Source organism: Streptomyces sp. Tek67B01 (assembly GCF_055231995.1).
Genome location: NZ_JBUYUY010000001.1, coordinates 3,339,465 through 3,354,842 on the forward strand (window position 1 = coordinate 3,339,465; position 15,378 = coordinate 3,354,842).

The following is a 15,378-nucleotide window of genomic DNA, read 5'->3' on the forward strand; positions in this document are numbered from 1 at the left end:
CCCGTCACGGGTGTGCCCGCTCGTGCAGCACGGCCGCGAGCCGCAGGGCGGTGTCCAGGTTGCAACGCCCGAGGTCCACCAGCGGCAGCCCGTAGGTCCCTGCGGCCGACACCCCGTCCACGCCGAGCGAGGGAAACACCACGCCCACGTCCCCGAGGGCCTCCTTCAACTGCCCCACGGCTTCCTCGGCCGCCAACAACCGTTCCTTGGGTGAGAGCACCATGACATGTCCCTTTCGCTCTGAGTAATCGCGTTCCGCACACAGCGTGGTCACTCGGTAGCTAGCCTTTCAACGTCGGGCAGCGCACAAACGCACTTGTTGGACCAGGAGTTGCCATGCCAGGGCCGAAGAGCCTCGATCCCGCCTCCTCACCGCGCGCCCTCCTGGGCGCCGAACTCCGCGTCGCCCGCGAACGCGCGGGCCTCACCCAGGCCGAACTGGCCGAACGGCTTTTCGTCAGCGGCTCGTTCATCGGCCAGCTCGAAGCGGGCACCCGCAGGATGCTCCCCGACGTGGCACGCCAGATTGACGAAGTCCTCCAGACGGATGACTTCTTCGCTCGCAACTGTGCGGCGGCCGCCAAATCCAAGTACCCGGACCACTTCGCGGCGGCAGCCGAGGCGGAGGCGCTGGCGAAGACGATCCGGGAGTACGCGCCGCTGATCATCCCAGGCCTGTTGCAGACGGAGGCGTACGCGCGGGAAGTGTTCCGCGCCTACCAGCCGACGGCAACGGAGGAAACGATCGATGAGCTGGTCAGGAACCGGCTGGAGCGGACGGCGCTGCTCAACGATCCAACAACCCCCGTGTTCTGGTGTGTGCTTGACGAGGCCATCCTGCGCCGCAGCGGGGACGACCCGGCGATCCTCGCCGACGCGCTGCGCCACATCGCGCGACTGACACGGTCGCACCGGATCGTCGTGCAGGTGCTGCCGTTCAGCGGGGGCTTTCACGCGGGCCTGCTGGGCTTCCTCCAACTGATGTCCTTTGAAGACACTCCCCCACTCTCATACGTACAGGGCGTGGGAACGGGCCAGTTGTTCGACGATCCAGCCACCGTCGCCCGACACTCCCTGACCTACGATCTCCTCATGGCCAACGCGCTCTCCCCGCGGAAGTCCCTGGCCCTGATCGAGTCGGTGGCGGAGGAATACGAACATGGCCAGCACGCCTGAGTACGATCTGTCGGCAGCCACATGGCACAAGTCCAGCTACAGCGGTGGCGACGGCGGTAGTTGCGTCGAAATGGCCACTTGGCGGAAGTCCACCCACAGCGGAGGCGACGGCGGCAACTGCCTCGAAGTCGCCGACGGCCTCCCCCACATCGTCCCCGTCCGGGACTCCAAGCGCCCCGAAGGCCCGCACGTGGTGTTCCGCGCGCGGGCATGGGCCGACTTCGTGGGGTCGCTCAGAGACCGTTGGTGAAGAGCAGCTCGTTGGGGCTGGCCGTGCCGACGCTGCTCAGCACGTCCTTGCTGGACCCGGTGGTGAGGAATTCGGTGATCTCCGTCGGGGTCGCGGCCGGGTGCGCCTGCTTGTAGAGCACCGCGACGCCGGCGACGTGCGGCGAGGCCATGGACGTACCGCTCAGAGCCACGTTGCCGCCGCCGAGCTTCGCGGAGGTGATGTCCTGGCCCGGGGCGTAGAGGGTTACGCAGGTGCCGTAGTTGGAGAAGCTCGTCTCCTCGTCGTACACGTTGGTCGCGCCGACCGTCACCACGCGCGACGCAGACGCGGGTGAGTCGTCGCAGGCGTCCGCCGAGGAGTTGCCCACCGCGAGGACCGGCAGCACGCCCGCGTCCGAGAGCGCGGTCGCCGCGTTGTTGACCGCGTCCGACTTCGCGCCGCCGAGGGAGGCGTTCAACACGGCCGGCTGCTTGGCGTTCTTGGCCACCCAGTCCAGGCCCGCGATGATCCCGGAGTAGGAACCCGTCCCGTCACAACCGAGTACGCGGACGCTGACCAGGTTCGCCTTGCGGGCCACGCCGTACGTCGAGCCCGCGACCGTGCCCGCGACATGGGTGCCGTGCCCCTGACAGTCCATGCCGTCCCTGCCGTCGCCCATGGCGTCGAACCCGAACGTCGCGCGACCGCCGAACTCGGCGTGCTTGTAGTCGACGCCGGTGTCGACGATGTACGCCGTGACCCCGGCGCCGTTGCCCTTGGTGGTGAAGGTCTTGTCGAGCGGCAGTTCCTTCTGGTCGATCCGATCCAGGCCCCAGAGCTCGGTCGGCGAGGTCAGCGCCCGGCCTTCGCCGCCCTCCCGCGAGGCGACGACCTTCGTGTCCTCCTCGATCGTCTTCACCCCGAGGGCCACCCGGGCGATCCGCAACTGGAGCGGGGTCATCCTGACGGCGAAGCCGTTGATGGCGTGGCTGTAGAGGAACGTCGCCTTCAGGCCCAGCTTCTTCGTCAGCGCGGCCGGGTCCACGCCCTTCTCCAAGGTCACGATGTACTGGCCGGGCACCGCGTTCGCGGAGGCGATCAGGGGCGCCGGAGTCGGCTCCGGGACGGCGGCGGACGCGGTTCCGGCCAGGGCCGGGGTCATGGCGAGCAGGGCGGCGGTCGTCACACGGGCGAGCAGGCGCATGGAGGAACTCCCTGGATGCGGGCGGAGGGTGTGGGGCCCGCCACCCCATCTCACGGACGGGTGTTCGGGGTGCGCGCCCCTTCCCTGCATCGGGCACCCGCCGGTGGGACTTGAGGGGGCCGCCCCCGGTCGGCCGACGGTCCGGAAGCGGGCGCGGACGCCCGCCGTACCGACCGCAGAACGATCGGCTCCCAAGCCCCGCACCACCTGGCGGCCGGCCGGCCGCGCTCGGCCCGGTCGCACCGCCCCCGCGATTTCCCCCGTACGGCCCTGCCCGCGTAAGCCCGCGTGGGGGCGCATTCGGCGGTCACCACCGGCGGCCGGGGCCACGCAGCCGGACGTTGTTGACCGGGGCACCCGCGCGTGATGGCCTCGCCCCCATGCGCACTCGACCGAGTTGGACCCGCCGGGCGGCCCTCGCCGTCACCGCACTCGCCGCCGTGGCCGCCCTCCCCCTCACCGCCGCCTCCTCCACCGCCGTGCCCCTCCCGGCGCCCGATCCCGCGCCCGCCACGGCTCCGACCCTGGTGCCGGTGCCGGCTCGGACTCCGGCTTCGGCTCCGGCGCACTGGCCGACGTACCTCGTGACCGTCCGGCGGGGCATGGACCCGGCGCTCCTGGCGAGCCACCACGGGATCACCCCGGTCCACGTCTTCCGCACCGCGATGAACGGCTTCGCCGCCCCGCTCTCCCCCGCCCAGGTCACCGCCCTGCGGGCGAACCCCTTGGTGGAGTCCATCGAGGAGGACGGCGTCGGCTCCTCGTTCGGCATCGCCGCCTGAACCGACCCGCCGGGAGTGTGAGCCGGCTCACCGGCAAAGGGTGACACGACGTCGTCGCCGACCACTGCGACCGTTTACGGCATGAACATCACAGACGAGGACTGCCTCGCCGAGACATTGGCGTTCAACGAGCAGTTCGAGGCCGCTGCCGCCGGCCGGCCGGCGCGCGAGGAGATGGGCCCCGACCTGCTCACCACCCTGCGGCGCAACCGGCTCGGTGGCGACGCGCCACCGGTGAGGCTGCCACACGGGGAAGACCGGAACGTCGCGGGCGGGGTCGGAGTACGGGTCTTCGTGCCGGACCACGTCGACGGTGTGTACCTCCACATCCACGGAGGCGGCTGGGCGTTCGGTTCGGCGGACGGGCAGGACGAGCGGCTTTGGCTGCTCGCCGAGCGGGCCGGACTGGCCGTGGTGAGCGTGGACTACCGCCTCGCGCCGGAGCACCCCTTTCCCGCCGGGCCCGACGATTGCGAGGCGGCCGCCCTGTGGTTGGCGCGGAACGCGGCGACCGAGTTCGGTACCGAGCGGCTGCTGATCGGCGGTGAATCGGCGGGAGCCCACCTCAGCGTGGTGACGCTGCTGCGCCTGCGTGACCGACACGGCGTCAGCGGCGCGTTTCGCGGGGCCCACCTGTCCTTCGGCCCGTACGACCTGTCCATGACCCCGAGCCAGCGGTCGTTCGGGTCCAAGCGGCTACTGAGCAACACCGACACGCTGCGGCGGAGCTATGAGCTGTTCACGCCCGGCATGGACGCGGAGCAGCGCCGGGATCCGGAGATCTCACCGCTGTTCGCCGACCTGGCCGGCCTGCCGCCGGCGCGGATCGTCGTCGGCACCGAAGACCCGTTGCTGGACGACTCGGTGTTCCTGGCCGGGCGGTGGCGGGCGGCGGGCGCGGCTGTGCGGCTCGATGTCGTCGCCGGCGCCATGCACGGCTTCACCCTGTTCCCGCTGACCGTCACCGAACGAGAAGCACGTCGGCAGCGGGACTTCCTGTCCGCGGCCGGGCGTCGGTAGCGTCACCGGCATGAAGCGCACGGCCCGCATGTACGCGCTGGTGGAGGAGTTGCGTTCGGCGGCGCCGCGACCGCTGACGGTCGCGGCGCTCGCCGGGCGGTTCGAGGTCAGTACCCGTACGGTGCAGCGCGACCTCCAGGCACTGATGGAGACCGGTGTCCCGGTACGCACCACGCCCGGGCGGGGCGGCGGCTGGTCGATCGACCCGGAGATGACCCTGGCCCCCATCCACTTCACCGCCGACGAGGCTTCGGCACTGGCCGTCGCGCTCGCCACGACCGACGCCTCCACCCCGTACGCCGGCGCGGCCCGCACGGCGGCCCAGAAGCTCGCGGCCTCGATGGGCCGCCCGGCCTCGGCAGCGGCGAGGCGACTGGGCGCACGCATCGTCACACTGCCATCGGCCGTCGACTCCACGGTCCGCGCGGCAGTGGAGCAGGCGCTCACCGCCGGCACGGTCCTACGGCTGTCCTACACCGACGCGACCGGCCACGAGAGCGACCGCGCGGTGGAGCCCGCCGGACTGCTCACCGTCGACGGCCGCTGGTACCTCATCGCGTGGTGCCGCACGCGACGGGCCGGCCGGGGGTTCCGGTTGGACCGCATCACCACGGCGGCAGCCACCACCGAGCGGGCCGGGTCCCACGACCTGACCGGGCTGTTGCGCGGCTCGGCCGCGGCGGGCGCGGTCCCGCCCGCCGCTCTGGCTTCCCTCTCGGCCGCCCCGCCGCGACCGACGGGGCTCAGGTGACGGGTCTCGGGTGACGGTCTCAGGCCCGGTCGGTCTCCAACGTGTCCGCGTGGCGGTGGGCGACCTTCCACTCGCCGTCCTCGCGGCGGTAGACCTGGGTCGCGCGCAGGACGTACCGCCGGGGCTCGCCGTTGACCGACGCGTGCGTGCGCTCGTAGCCGACCGTGTAGGCCGTGTCCCCGACGACATCGACCGCGATGATCTCGTGCTCGTACGAGGTGCAGTCCGAGAACGTCCGCGCCAGCTTGTGGAAGAGCGCGCCGAGCTCCTCGTACCCGACGACCGATTCCCAGGCGCCCATCACCGAGACCGGCTCGCGCCGGGACCAGATCGCGAAGCGCGGACCGGCGTCACCGTTGTGGAGGGCGATCTCGGCGTCCCGCAGACGCGTCCGCGTCCACTCCAAGAACGCGTCCCGTTCGTCGCCCATCGTCGGCCTCCCGGGGTTCTCCCGCCTCACCTTTCCACCGTACGCCGCTGTTCCCGGCCCCACCGGCCCCACCGGCGCCCTTCGGGGGAGACTGGAGGGGAGGCCGCAGCGGCGGGAGACGTGGGAGACGGCTCCGCGATCGATCTTGGAGGCGCCATGGCACACGCCGAACGGGTCCTTTGGAGCTCACACGCCTCGAACCGGTGGATGCAGGCGACGGCCGCCCTCCTCGCCCTCATCGCGGTCGGGCTCGCCGTCGCCGGGATCGTCGGGCCGGGGGGCGCGATGTGGGCGCCGGCCGTGGTGCTGTTCTTCTCTTCCCTCCTGCTCCTGGTGTTCGCCTCCGTGACCGTGCGGGTCACCGGCACGGCGCTGGAAGTGGCCTACGGGCCGGTCGGGCGGCCCGTGCGGCGCTGGTCCCCCGAGGAGATCGAGGTCCCGGCGCGCGTGGAGGAACGCCGCCCCTCACAGGTCGGCGGCTGGGGCTACCGCGTCAGCCGGCTCGGGACGACGGTGATGGTACGAGGGGGCCCGTGCCTCGTGATCCGCTCCCGCGGCCGGGACTTCGCGATCAGCGTCGACGACGCCCAACGCGGCGCCACCCTGGTGAACGCTCTCCCCCGCACCACCCCCTGACCCGCGGAACCGGCCGCCGGACCGCGCCCCACCGGCCGGGCCGCCGGTGGGGGTTGGCCGGGGGAAGTGACCGGGAGGGCTAGCCGCGGTAGACGCGCAGTTCGGAGACCTCGTAGGACATCTCCGTCACCTCCGGCTCGGGAGCCGGGTGGTAATTGCCCGCGCACACCGACAGGTTGACGATGAGGTACGCGTGCCAGCCCCGCCCCACGCCCCGGCGGTCCGAGAAGACGCGGGCCCCGTTGACCCACCAGACGACCGAGTTCCGCCCGAACTCCACCTTCAGGTCCACCCAGGCACCGGGCCGAACCGAGGGGTCGCGGTGGTAGCGGTGCGCCTCGCGGACGTGGTTGGAGAGTTCCAGCAGGTCGGGGTTGTCGGGGTGGTACTCGAAGACGTCGATCTCTTGGCCGCCGTCCCGCCAGGTCCAGATCGCGGGCCAGGCGCCTTCCTCCACCGGGAGCCGCACCCGCGCCTCCAGCAGGTCGCCGGTGCGGACCATGAAGCCCTCGTCGCTGCCCTCGGTGGTGAGCAGGCCGGTGTCCCAGTTGCCGTCCGGGCGGCGCGTGGCGCGGAAGACCCCGCCACGGCTGTAGGCGGGGTCGTCCACCAGGTGGTCGAGCTTGTTGTCGCCCGGGTTGACGGGGCCGCCGTCGGGATAGGCCCATGAACGGCCGGCGACCCATTGGGTGGGGGAGGCGAAATCGGCGGTGAAGACGGGGGCGCGGCGGGGGGCGGGTACCGCCGCTCCGCCACCGCCCCCCGGGGCGAGGCGGGACGTCAGGCGTCCAAGCCAGCCGAGCAGGTCCGTGTCCATACAGGGTGTCTGCCCGGCAGCGGAAGCAGCCATGCCGGATTCATCGCCCTGGGTAGTCGAACGGTTGCGTTCAGCTATCACCGTCGCGGGTGTCGCGCGCCGCCGCCAGGAACGCGCGGATGAGCTCCGGTGACTTCACCCCGCGCTCCCGCTCCACGCCGCTGGAGACGTCCACGCCCCAAGCGCCGGTCGCCCGCAGCGCCGCGCGCACGTTGGCGGGGTCGAGCCCCCCGGCCAGCAGCCAGCGGCCCCGGGGGGCGGTGAACTCGGCGGAGCCCCAGTTCCACGGCTTGCCGGAGCCGGGGTCGGGGGCGTCGATCAGCAGCAGGTCCTCTCCGTACTCCCCGGCCTCCGTGACGGCGGTGGCCGTGGCGCGGATGAGGGTACGGCCTTCGGCGCGCAGGGCCTCGTAGTACTCGGGGCCCTCGTCGCCGTGGAGCTGTACGGAGCGCACCCCGCTCTCCCGCGTCAGCCGCCCGACCTCCTCCACGGACTGCCCGCGGAACACCCCGACGGTGAGCACCCCCGCCGGGACTCGCGCGGCCAGCTCCCGCGCCGTCGCGGCGTCGACGGTCCGCGGACTGCCCGGGGCGAACACGAACCCGATGGCGTCGGCCCCGGCCTCGACGGCCACGTCGACGTCGTGCGCGGTCTTCAACCCGCAGATCTTGACGAAGGGTGCGCTGCTCTCGCTCATGCCTCCGAGTCAACCAGACCGCCGCCCGGCCCGCGGTCCCGTTCCGAGTGCCGGGCACACCCTTACGGCCGCCGCCCCGGCGACCGGCCGGGCGGGGACCTGGCCGGGCGGCGGACCTGGCCGGGCGGCGGACCTGGCCGGGCGCGAACGCCCGAGGGCGGCACCCCCAGTGGGGGTGCCGCCCTCGGAACGTGGTGCGTGAAGCGGATTACCGATCAGCCGGGGCCGATCAGAAGTCCATGTCGCCGCCCGGCATGCCGCCCGGCGCGCCGGCGCCGGCCTTCTCGGGCTTGTCGGCGATGACGGCCTCGGTGGTCAGGAACAGCGCGGCGATCGACGCGGCGTTCTGCAGCGCGGAGCGCGTGACCTTCGCCGGGTCGATGATGCCCTCGGCGATCATGTCGACGTACTCGCCGGTCGCGGCGTTCAGGCCGTGACCGATCGGGAGGTTGCGCACCTTCTCGACGACGACGCCACCCTCGAGACCACCGTTGACGGCGATCTGCTTGAGCGGGGCCTCCAGCGCGAGCTTCACGGCGTTGGCGCCGGTCGCCTCGTCACCGGTGAGCTCCAGCTTCTCGAAGACCGAGGAGGCCTGGAGCAGGGCCACGCCACCACCGGCGACGATGCCCTCTTCGACGGCCGCCTTCGCGTTGCGAACGGCGTCCTCGATGCGGTGCTTGCGCTCCTTGAGCTCGACCTCGGTCGCGGCGCCGGCCTTGATGACGGCCACGCCGCCGGCCAGCTTCGCGAGGCGCTCCTGGAGCTTCTCGCGGTCGTAGTCCGAGTCGGAGTTCTCGATCTCGGCGCGGATCTGGTTGACGCGACCCTGGACCTGGTCGCTGTCACCGGAGCCGTCGACGATGGTCGTCTCGTCCTTGGTGATGACGACCTTGCGGGCGCGGCCGAGCAGGTCGAGACCGGCGTTCTCCAGCTTGAGGCCGACCTCCTCGGAGATGACGGTGCCGCCCGTGAGGATGGCGATGTCACCGAGCATGGCCTTGCGGCGGTCGCCGAAGCCCGGGGCCTTGACGGCGACGGACTTGAAGGTGCCGCGGATCTTGTTGACGACCAGGGTCGACAGGGCCTCGCCCTCGACGTCCTCGGCGATGATCAGCAGCGGCTTGCCGGACTGCATGACCTTCTCCAGGAGCGGCAGCAGGTCCTTGACCGAGCCGATCTTGGAGTTGACGATCAGGATGTACGGGTCGTCGAGCGACGCCTCCATACGCTCCATGTCGGTGGCGAAGTACGCCGAGATGTAGCCCTTGTCGAAGCGCATGCCCTCGGTGAGCTCGAGCTCCAGACCGAAGGTCTGCGACTCCTCGACGGTGATGACGCCTTCCTTGCCGACCTTGTCCATGGCCTCGGCGATGAGCTCGCCGATCTGGGTGTCGGCGGCGGAGATGGAGGCCGTCGAAGCGATCTGCTCCTTGGTCTCGACATCCTTGGCCTGCGCGAGCAGGGCGGCGGAGACGGCCTCGACGGCCTTCTCGATACCACGCTTGAGGGCCATCGGGTTGGCGCCGGCGGCCACGTTGCGCAGGCCCTCGCGGACCAGCGCCTGGGCCAGCACGGTTGCGGTGGTCGTACCGTCGCCCGCGACGTCGTCCGTCTTCTTGGCGACTTCCTTGACCAGCTCGGCGCCGATCTTCTCGTACGGGTCCTCGAGCTCGATCTCCTTGGCGATGGAGACACCATCGTTGGTGATCGTGGGGGCGCCCCACTTCTTCTCAAGGACGACGTTGCGACCCTTGGGGCCAAGGGTGACCTTGACGGCGTCGGCGAGCTGGTTCATGCCACGCTCGAGACCGCGCCGGGCCTCCTCGTTGAACGAAATGATCTTGGCCATCTGAAGTGGTCCTCCAGGACTGGGGTGGATTGCTCCTGGACCGCGCCCGCGCCCGCGACGGACGGCCTGCGAGCCCGGCGGTTCCTTCCCGCCGGACCCTCGGGCCTCACCGACCCGGTCCTCGTTTCAGTAGCACTCTCGACTGGAGAGTGCTAACGCCAATGATTAGCACTCGACCCCGTCGAGTGCAAGCGGCTTCGGGCAACGCCGGGCGAAGTCCCCGGCCGGGACGCACGAGGGGCCCACATCCCGTGTCCGGGATGTGGGCCCCTCGTGCGTGTGTGGTCCTGAGACCTGTTGCGTCGGTGGTCGATCGCGCCGGGTCAGCCGAGTGCGAGCTTGACCATGTCCGCCTGAGGACCCTTCTGGCCCTGCGAGATCTCGAACTCGACCCGCTGACCCTCTTCAAGGGTGCGGTACCCGTCCATCTGGATGGCGCTGTAGTGGACGAACACATCCGCACCACCGTCGACCGCGATGAAGCCGTAGCCCTTCTCCGCGTTGAACCACTTGACGGTGCCCTGAGCCATGCCTAACTCCCCTATTACTGGCCCTTGCGCAGGACCGCACTTCGCGGACCCGGGTCAGAACTTGCGCCGGAACGCCTCGACCGCGGCTGAATGTATCCGCACCGGTGCTGTCTGCAACAGGTCATTCCGACGAGAATTCCGGACAAGAAGGAATAGGGATATCAAGCGAAATTTACGCATACTCCCGGGCAACTCGGGCCCGACATCAGGCACCAAAGGCCCATACCAGGCTCGCATGTTGACTCAATGTCAACCATCCGGTGGCCCGCTCATATGCGGCGGGCAAGAACAGCGGAGGGGACTTCCCCAACTCTACCGCGCCCAATCAACCAGAATTGCCCCCTCCGCTTTTAGCGGAGGGGGCAATTCAGGGATGTGGTGTCGGTGACCCCGGTGTCAGCAGCCGCCCGCCACGGCGGGGATGATCGAGACCCCGGCGCCGTCCGGCGTCGCCGCCTCCAGGCCGCCCTCGAAGCGCACGTCGTCGTCGTTGACGTAGACGTTCACGAAGCGGCGCAGCTTGCCCTGGTCGTCCAGGACGCGGGCCGCGATGCCCGGGTGGTTCTTCTCCAGGGACTCGATGACCTGGGAAAGGGTCGCGCCCTCGGCGGGCACCTCGGCCTGGCCACCGGTGTAGGTGCGCAGGATGGTGGGGATGCGGACGTTGACGCTCATGGCGCTACTGCCTTTCCGGGAACAGGGGGGTGGGTCGGACCTCAGGCCAGGCCGGCGGCGCGGAACGCGTCCAGGCTGGGGCGGATGGTGGCGGTCTGGCCGCTGTCGGCGGCCACCGCCTCCAGGGTCTTGAGGCCGTCACCGGTGTTGAGGACGACCGTGGTCAGCGAGGGGTCGAGCTGCCCGTTCTCGATGAGCTTCTTCGTCACGCCGACGGTCACACCGCCCGCGGTCTCGGCGAAGATGCCCTCCGCCCGCGCGAGGATCTTGATGGCTTCCACGACCTGCTCGTCGTTGACGTCCTCGACGTAACCGCCGGTGCGGCGGGCGATGTCCAGGACGTACGGGCCGTCCGCCGGGTTGCCGATCGCCAGGGACTTGGCGATGGTGTTCGGCTTCTGCGGGCGCACCACGTCGTGACCGGCCTTGAAGGCGGTCGACACGGGCGAGCAACCCTCTGCCTGCGCACCGAAGATCTTGTACGGCTTGTCCTCGACCAGGCCGAGCTTGATCAGCTCCTGCAGACCCTTGTCGATCTTCGTCAGCTGTGAACCGGACGCGATCGGGATCACGATCTGGTCGGGCAACCGCCAGCCGAGCTGCTCGCAGATCTCGTAGGCCAGCGTCTTGGAGCCCTCGCCGTAGTACGGGCGCAGGTTGACGTTGACGAAGCCCCAGCCCTCGCCCAGCGGGTCTCCGATGAGCTCGGAGCAGAAGCGGTTGACGTCGTCGTAGTTGCCCTCGATGCCGACGAGGTCGCCGCCGTAGACACCGGCCATGACGACCTTGCCCTGTTCCAGGTCGTGCGGGATGAACACGCAGGACCGGAAGCCGGCGCGGGCTGCCGCGGCGCCGACGGCGCCGGCCAGGTTGCCCGTGGAGGAGCAGGAGAGCGTGGTGTAGCCGAAGGCACGGGCGGCCTCGACGGCGATGGCCACGACGCGGTCCTTGAAGGAGTGCGTCGGGTTGCCGGAGTCGTCCTTGACGTAGAGCTTGCCGGTGACGCCGAGCTCCTTGGCCAGGTTGGCCGCGTCCACGAGCTTGGTGAAGCCCGGGTTCAGGTTCGGCTTGGACGCCACGTCCGCGGGGACGGGCAGCAGCGGGGCGTAGCGCCAGATGTTGTCGGGTCCGGCCTCGATCGCGGCGCGCAGCGCCTCCGGATCACCGGTGGGCAGGTCGTAGGCGACTTCCAGCGGTCCGAAACACTCGACGCAGGCGAAGATCGGGCCGAGCTCGAAGCGGGTACCGCACTCACGACACGAAAGGCCGGTGGCAGGTCCGAGATCGACAGAGGTGGCGACAGTCTGTGCAGCCATGATGGCGAGGCCCTTTCTCCTCATCTTCCCCATGGCGCACTTCGCCATGAGACGGAATTGGCACCTTCCCTAGCCGGGGACCTCGCTGACGTCGCCGTGGTGCGCGATCGCGAGAACCGACTGGAGGGTTGCCGGGGCTTCAACGGGCCGTGTCCCTCTGCCCCTCTGGATGAGCGGTATGGCACCGGGCCGCGCGCTCTGTGGCGCACCCGGGCATTTGTGCACGAGGACCCCGGCATGCCGTGGTCCTTCGCGTTGTTCAAGACTGTAACCGAAGGGCCGGGTGGTTGAGACAGCCGTCCGAACGGCGAGATGGATCATATTTCGCCCGAAAACCACCGCCCGATCCGTCCGCCCCGTCACCGATCCCCTGGAGTGTCCGAAGTGCTGGAAGAGGTGGAGCGCTGGCTGGCCGACCGGTCCTGGTCCGCCGCCGACCGACCGCTCGCCCAGCTGCTCGACCGCAAGCGCGCGTCGGGAGCCACGGTCAGCGTGGTGCTGCCCGCGCTCGACGAGGAGGCCACGGTCGGGGCGATCGTCGAGGTGATCCGGCGCGACCTGATCGAAGGATTGCCGACCCCCCTGGTGGACGAGCTGGTCGTGGTCGACTCCGGGTCGAGCGACCGTACGGCGGAGGTCGCCGCGAAGGCCGGTGCGCGGGTCGTGCACCGCGACGAGATCCTGCCGCGGCTCCCGGCGGTGCCCGGCAAGGGCGAGGTGCTGTGGCGCTCGCTGCTCGCGACCACCGGCGACATCGTCTGCTTCGTGGACGCCGACCTGCGGGACTTCTCCTCCACCTTCGTCTCCGGCATCCTCGGCCCGCTGCTGACCGAGCCGGACGTGCAGTTCGTCAAGGCGATGTACGACCGGCCGCTCGGCGACGCGCCGGGGCAGGGCGGCCGCGTCACGGAACTGGTGGCCCGGCCCCTGCTCAACCTGCACTGGCCGCGGCTGGCCGGATTCGTCCAGCCGCTGGGCGGCGAGTACGCCGTACGGCGCTCCCTGCTGGAACGTCTCCCCTTCCCCGTCGGCTACGGCGTGGAGCTGGGGCTGCTGGTGGACGCGCTGCACACGGTCGGGCTGGACGGGCTGGCGCAGGTCGACGTGGGCGTACGGCTGCACCGCCACCAGGACGGTCAGGCGCTCGGCCGGATGGCCGCGGCGATCTACCGCACGGCGCAGTTGCGGCTCTCGCGCGGGCATCTCACCCGGCCCGCGCTGACCCAGTTCGAGCGGGGCCCGGACGGCTTCGTACCGCGGACGCACGCCGTGGACACCGAGGAAAGGCCGCCGATGCTGGAGATCCGGGAGTACGCGGTCCGCCGCGTGGCGTGATGCGGCGTGATGCGGCGTGGCGTGGCGTGATGCGGTGTGGCGTGACGCGGCGGCGGGTTTGAGGCGCGTGCGGCGGGGTTAGGTTCGCGGCATGGCTTCCCAGGTACTCGTCGCCGCGAACCGCGGCCCCCTCTCGTACGCCCACGCCCCCGACGGCACCCTCAGCGCCCGGCGCGGCGGAGGCGGTCTCGTCTCCGGTCTCTCCGCCGCGCTCGCGGAGCAGCCGGACGCGGTGTGGATCTGCGCGGCGCTGTCGGAGGGCGACCGGGAAGCGGTGCGGCGGGGGGTTTCCGAACCCGGCGTCCGGATGCTGGACATCGATCCCGCCGTGTACGACGCCGCGTACAACGGCATCGCGAACTCGGTCCTCTGGTTCACCCACCACCACCTGTACGACATCCCGCGCGAGCCGGTCTTCGACGCGGAGTTCCGGCGGCGCTGGGACGCGTACGTCCTGTACAACCGTGCCTTCGCGGACGCGCTGGCGGCGGAGGCCGACCAGGGCGCGGCGGTGCTCGTGCAGGACTACCAGCTGGCGCTGGTGCCGGGCATGCTGCGCGTCCTGCGGCCCGACCTGCGCATCGCGCACTTCACGCACACCCCGTGGGCCTCGCCAGACGTCCTGCGGATGCTGCCGCGGTACGTGGTGGAGGAGCTGACGTGGGGGATGCTCGGGGCGGACCTGCTGGGCTTCCACACCGGGGAATGGGCGCGGGCGTTCTTGTCGGCGATGCCGTTCGACGGCGCGGAGGGCAGCGCGGAGGAGGTCCGGGAGGGGACCGTGGAGCACCGCCGGGAGTCGGGGTGGGCGCGGCGCACGACCGAGGTACGGGCGTTCCCGCTGGGCGTGGACGGGGACGACCTGCGGGCGCTGGCCCACCGGCCGGAGGTCGACGACAAGCTGGCGGGGCTGCGGGCAGAGGTCGGGGACCGCAAGTCGATCGTCCGGGTGGACCGGACGGAGCTGTCCAAGAACATCCTGCGCGGCCTGCTGGCGTACCGGGAGCTGCTGACGACGCACCCGGAGTGGCGCGAGCGGGTGGTGCACATGGCGTCGGCGTACCCCTCGCGGCAGGACCTGGCGGTGTACCGGGAGTACACGGCGGCGGTGCGGGACCTGGCGGCGGAGATCAACGCGGAGCTGGGGACGGCGGACTGGCAGCCGGTGCTGGTGTCGGTGGAGGACGACTTCGCGCGCTCGCTGGCGGCGTACCGGATGGCGGACGTGGCCCTGGTGAACCCGGTGCGGGACGGGATGAACCTGGTGGCCAAGGAGATCCCGGTGGTGTCGGAGGCGGGGTGCGCGCTGGTCCTGTCGACGGGGGCGGGGGCGTACGAGGAGCTCCGCTCGGACGCGCTGACGGTGAACCCGTACGACGTGTCGGAGACGGCGGCCGCGTTGCACGCGGCGCTGTCGATGCCGGAGGCGGAGCGCGCGGAACGCACGAAGCGCCTCGCGTCGGCGGCGACGGCCCTCCCACCGACGGCCTGGTTCACGGCCCAACTGTCGACCCTCCGCGACGCGTAACGCCGCCGCCCTGCCCGACGCACGGCCCGGCGTGCGCCCTGACCGGGGCGAGCCCGACGGGACCGGCGCGCGACCCTGACCGGGGGGACGGCCGGGCGCGGGACGGTGCGCGGCTTGATCGTCTGCGGCGCCACCGCGCAAGCGCCCCCGGGCTCCGCCCGGGCCTTGCGGGGCTCCGCCCCGCCCCCCGCGCCTCAAACGCCGGCGAGGCCGAAAATACCGGCCCCACCGGAGCACGAGGCTGAACCTGGACGGAGCCCAAGGCCGGCCCCGACCCAGCCGCCGCCTCAGCCGCAGGGCCGGGACTTCCCGGCCTGGCCGGCGCTTGAGCCGCGGGCCCGGGCACTCCCAGCCTCGCCGGCGATTGAGGCGCAGGTCTGAGCGGAACCCAGAACCCCCAACCCGGCTCACGGCTGAG

Annotated in this window: 17 protein-coding genes and 1 riboswitch; of the genes, 8 read left to right on the plus strand and 9 right to left on the minus strand. The window is 71.1% G+C overall.

Annotated features, from left to right (window positions below; all coding sequences use genetic code 11):
- Positions 1 to 4 precede the first annotated feature (4 nt).
- The gene (locus ACV7NM_RS14930; protein ID WP_389663488.1) at positions 5 to 223 is read right to left on the minus strand and encodes a hypothetical protein; all 219 of its coding nucleotides are present in this window, start codon (positions 221 to 223) and stop codon (positions 5 to 7) included.
- A 113-nt stretch (positions 224 to 336) separates the two neighbouring features.
- Here ACV7NM_RS14930 and ACV7NM_RS14935 point away from each other — a divergent pair, with 113 nt between their 5' ends.
- Both ACV7NM_RS14935 and ACV7NM_RS14940 read left to right on the plus strand, forming a co-directional pair.
- Complete coding sequence (locus tag ACV7NM_RS14935) at positions 337 to 1,176, plus strand: helix-turn-helix domain-containing protein (RefSeq protein ID WP_463410748.1); 840 nt, start codon at positions 337 to 339, stop codon at positions 1,174 to 1,176.
- Positions 1,160 to 1,426: a DUF397 domain-containing protein gene (locus ACV7NM_RS14940; protein ID WP_463410749.1), complete on the plus strand. Its 267-nt coding sequence runs from the start codon at positions 1,160 to 1,162 to the stop codon at positions 1,424 to 1,426. Before ACV7NM_RS14935 ends, ACV7NM_RS14940 begins: the two co-directional genes overlap by 17 nt.
- Here the strand turns inward: ACV7NM_RS14940 and ACV7NM_RS14945 are convergent.
- Positions 1,410 to 2,591: a S8 family peptidase gene (locus ACV7NM_RS14945; RefSeq protein ID WP_463410750.1), complete on the minus strand. Its 1,182-nt coding sequence runs from the start codon at positions 2,589 to 2,591 to the stop codon at positions 1,410 to 1,412. The genes ACV7NM_RS14940 and ACV7NM_RS14945 overlap by 17 nt on opposite strands.
- A 380-nt stretch (positions 2,592 to 2,971) precedes the next feature.
- On the opposite strand from ACV7NM_RS14945, the gene ACV7NM_RS14950 reads away from it, so the two are divergent.
- The 3 genes from ACV7NM_RS14950 (at position 2,972) to ACV7NM_RS14960 (ending at position 5,144) form a co-directional block, all read left to right on the plus strand.
- The gene (locus ACV7NM_RS14950) at positions 2,972 to 3,373 is read left to right on the plus strand and encodes a protease inhibitor I9 family protein (RefSeq protein ID WP_463410751.1); all 402 of its coding nucleotides are present in this window, start codon (positions 2,972 to 2,974) and stop codon (positions 3,371 to 3,373) included.
- Positions 3,374 to 3,454: 81 nt separating this feature from the next.
- Complete coding sequence (locus tag ACV7NM_RS14955) at positions 3,455 to 4,393, plus strand: alpha/beta hydrolase (RefSeq protein ID WP_463410752.1); 939 nt, start codon at positions 3,455 to 3,457, stop codon at positions 4,391 to 4,393.
- 10 nt (positions 4,394 to 4,403) lie between these two features.
- Complete coding sequence (locus ACV7NM_RS14960) at positions 4,404 to 5,144, plus strand: helix-turn-helix transcriptional regulator (RefSeq protein ID WP_463410753.1); 741 nt, start codon at positions 4,404 to 4,406, stop codon at positions 5,142 to 5,144.
- A 19-nt stretch (positions 5,145 to 5,163) separates the two neighbouring features.
- On the opposite strand, the gene ACV7NM_RS14965 is transcribed toward ACV7NM_RS14960, so the two are convergent.
- A complete protein-coding gene (locus tag ACV7NM_RS14965; RefSeq protein WP_463410754.1) occupies positions 5,164 to 5,574 on the minus strand; it encodes a nuclear transport factor 2 family protein in 411 nt (136 codons plus the stop codon).
- 156 nt (positions 5,575 to 5,730) lie between these two features.
- Here ACV7NM_RS14965 and ACV7NM_RS14970 point away from each other — a divergent pair, with 156 nt between their 5' ends.
- Positions 5,731 to 6,210: a hypothetical protein gene (locus tag ACV7NM_RS14970; RefSeq protein WP_463410755.1), complete on the plus strand. Its 480-nt coding sequence runs from the start codon at positions 5,731 to 5,733 to the stop codon at positions 6,208 to 6,210.
- 79 nt (positions 6,211 to 6,289) lie between these two features.
- Here the strand turns inward: ACV7NM_RS14970 and ACV7NM_RS14975 are convergent, their stop codons facing one another.
- The 6 genes from ACV7NM_RS14975 to thrC all read right to left on the minus strand — a co-directional run bounded on the left by ACV7NM_RS14975 (position 6,290) and on the right by thrC (position 12,097).
- Positions 6,290 to 7,060: a LamG domain-containing protein gene (locus tag ACV7NM_RS14975; RefSeq protein ID WP_463410756.1), complete on the minus strand. Its 771-nt coding sequence runs from the start codon at positions 7,058 to 7,060 to the stop codon at positions 6,290 to 6,292.
- Between the two features lie 37 nt (positions 7,061 to 7,097).
- Positions 7,098 to 7,724: a phosphoribosylanthranilate isomerase gene (locus tag ACV7NM_RS14980; protein WP_463410757.1), complete on the minus strand. Its 627-nt coding sequence runs from the start codon at positions 7,722 to 7,724 to the stop codon at positions 7,098 to 7,100.
- A 229-nt stretch (positions 7,725 to 7,953) separates the two neighbouring features.
- On the minus strand, positions 7,954 to 9,576 hold the full coding sequence (gene groL / locus ACV7NM_RS14985; protein WP_389663469.1) for a chaperonin GroEL: 1,623 nt from the start codon (positions 9,574 to 9,576) through the stop codon (positions 7,954 to 7,956).
- A 323-nt stretch (positions 9,577 to 9,899) separates the two neighbouring features.
- A complete protein-coding gene (locus ACV7NM_RS14990) occupies positions 9,900 to 10,106 on the minus strand; it encodes a cold-shock protein (RefSeq protein ID WP_030009783.1) in 207 nt (68 codons plus the stop codon).
- A gap of 396 nt (positions 10,107 to 10,502) precedes the next feature.
- Positions 10,503 to 10,781 carry a MoaD/ThiS family protein gene (locus tag ACV7NM_RS14995; protein ID WP_463410758.1) on the minus strand — a complete coding sequence of 93 codons (279 nt, stop codon included), beginning with the start codon at positions 10,779 to 10,781 and terminating at the stop codon, positions 10,503 to 10,505.
- A 41-nt stretch (positions 10,782 to 10,822) separates the two neighbouring features.
- Positions 10,823 to 12,097 (minus strand): threonine synthase, encoded by a 1,275-nt coding sequence (gene thrC / locus ACV7NM_RS15000; RefSeq protein WP_136213774.1) that lies wholly within the window; start codon positions 12,095 to 12,097, stop codon positions 10,823 to 10,825.
- 17 nt (positions 12,098 to 12,114) lie between these two features.
- Positions 12,115 to 12,273, minus strand: a riboswitch (SAM riboswitch).
- 208 nt (positions 12,274 to 12,481) lie between these two features.
- Here thrC and ACV7NM_RS15005 point away from each other — a divergent pair.
- Together ACV7NM_RS15005 and ACV7NM_RS15010 are read left to right on the plus strand one after the other, a co-directional pair.
- Entirely contained in the window at positions 12,482 to 13,432 is a 951-nt protein-coding gene (locus ACV7NM_RS15005) for a glucosyl-3-phosphoglycerate synthase (RefSeq protein WP_463410759.1), read from the plus strand.
- Between the two features lie 91 nt (positions 13,433 to 13,523).
- Entirely contained in the window at positions 13,524 to 14,960 is a 1,437-nt protein-coding gene (locus tag ACV7NM_RS15010) for an alpha,alpha-trehalose-phosphate synthase (UDP-forming) (RefSeq protein ID WP_463410760.1), read from the plus strand.
- Positions 14,961 to 15,378 lie beyond the last annotated feature (418 nt).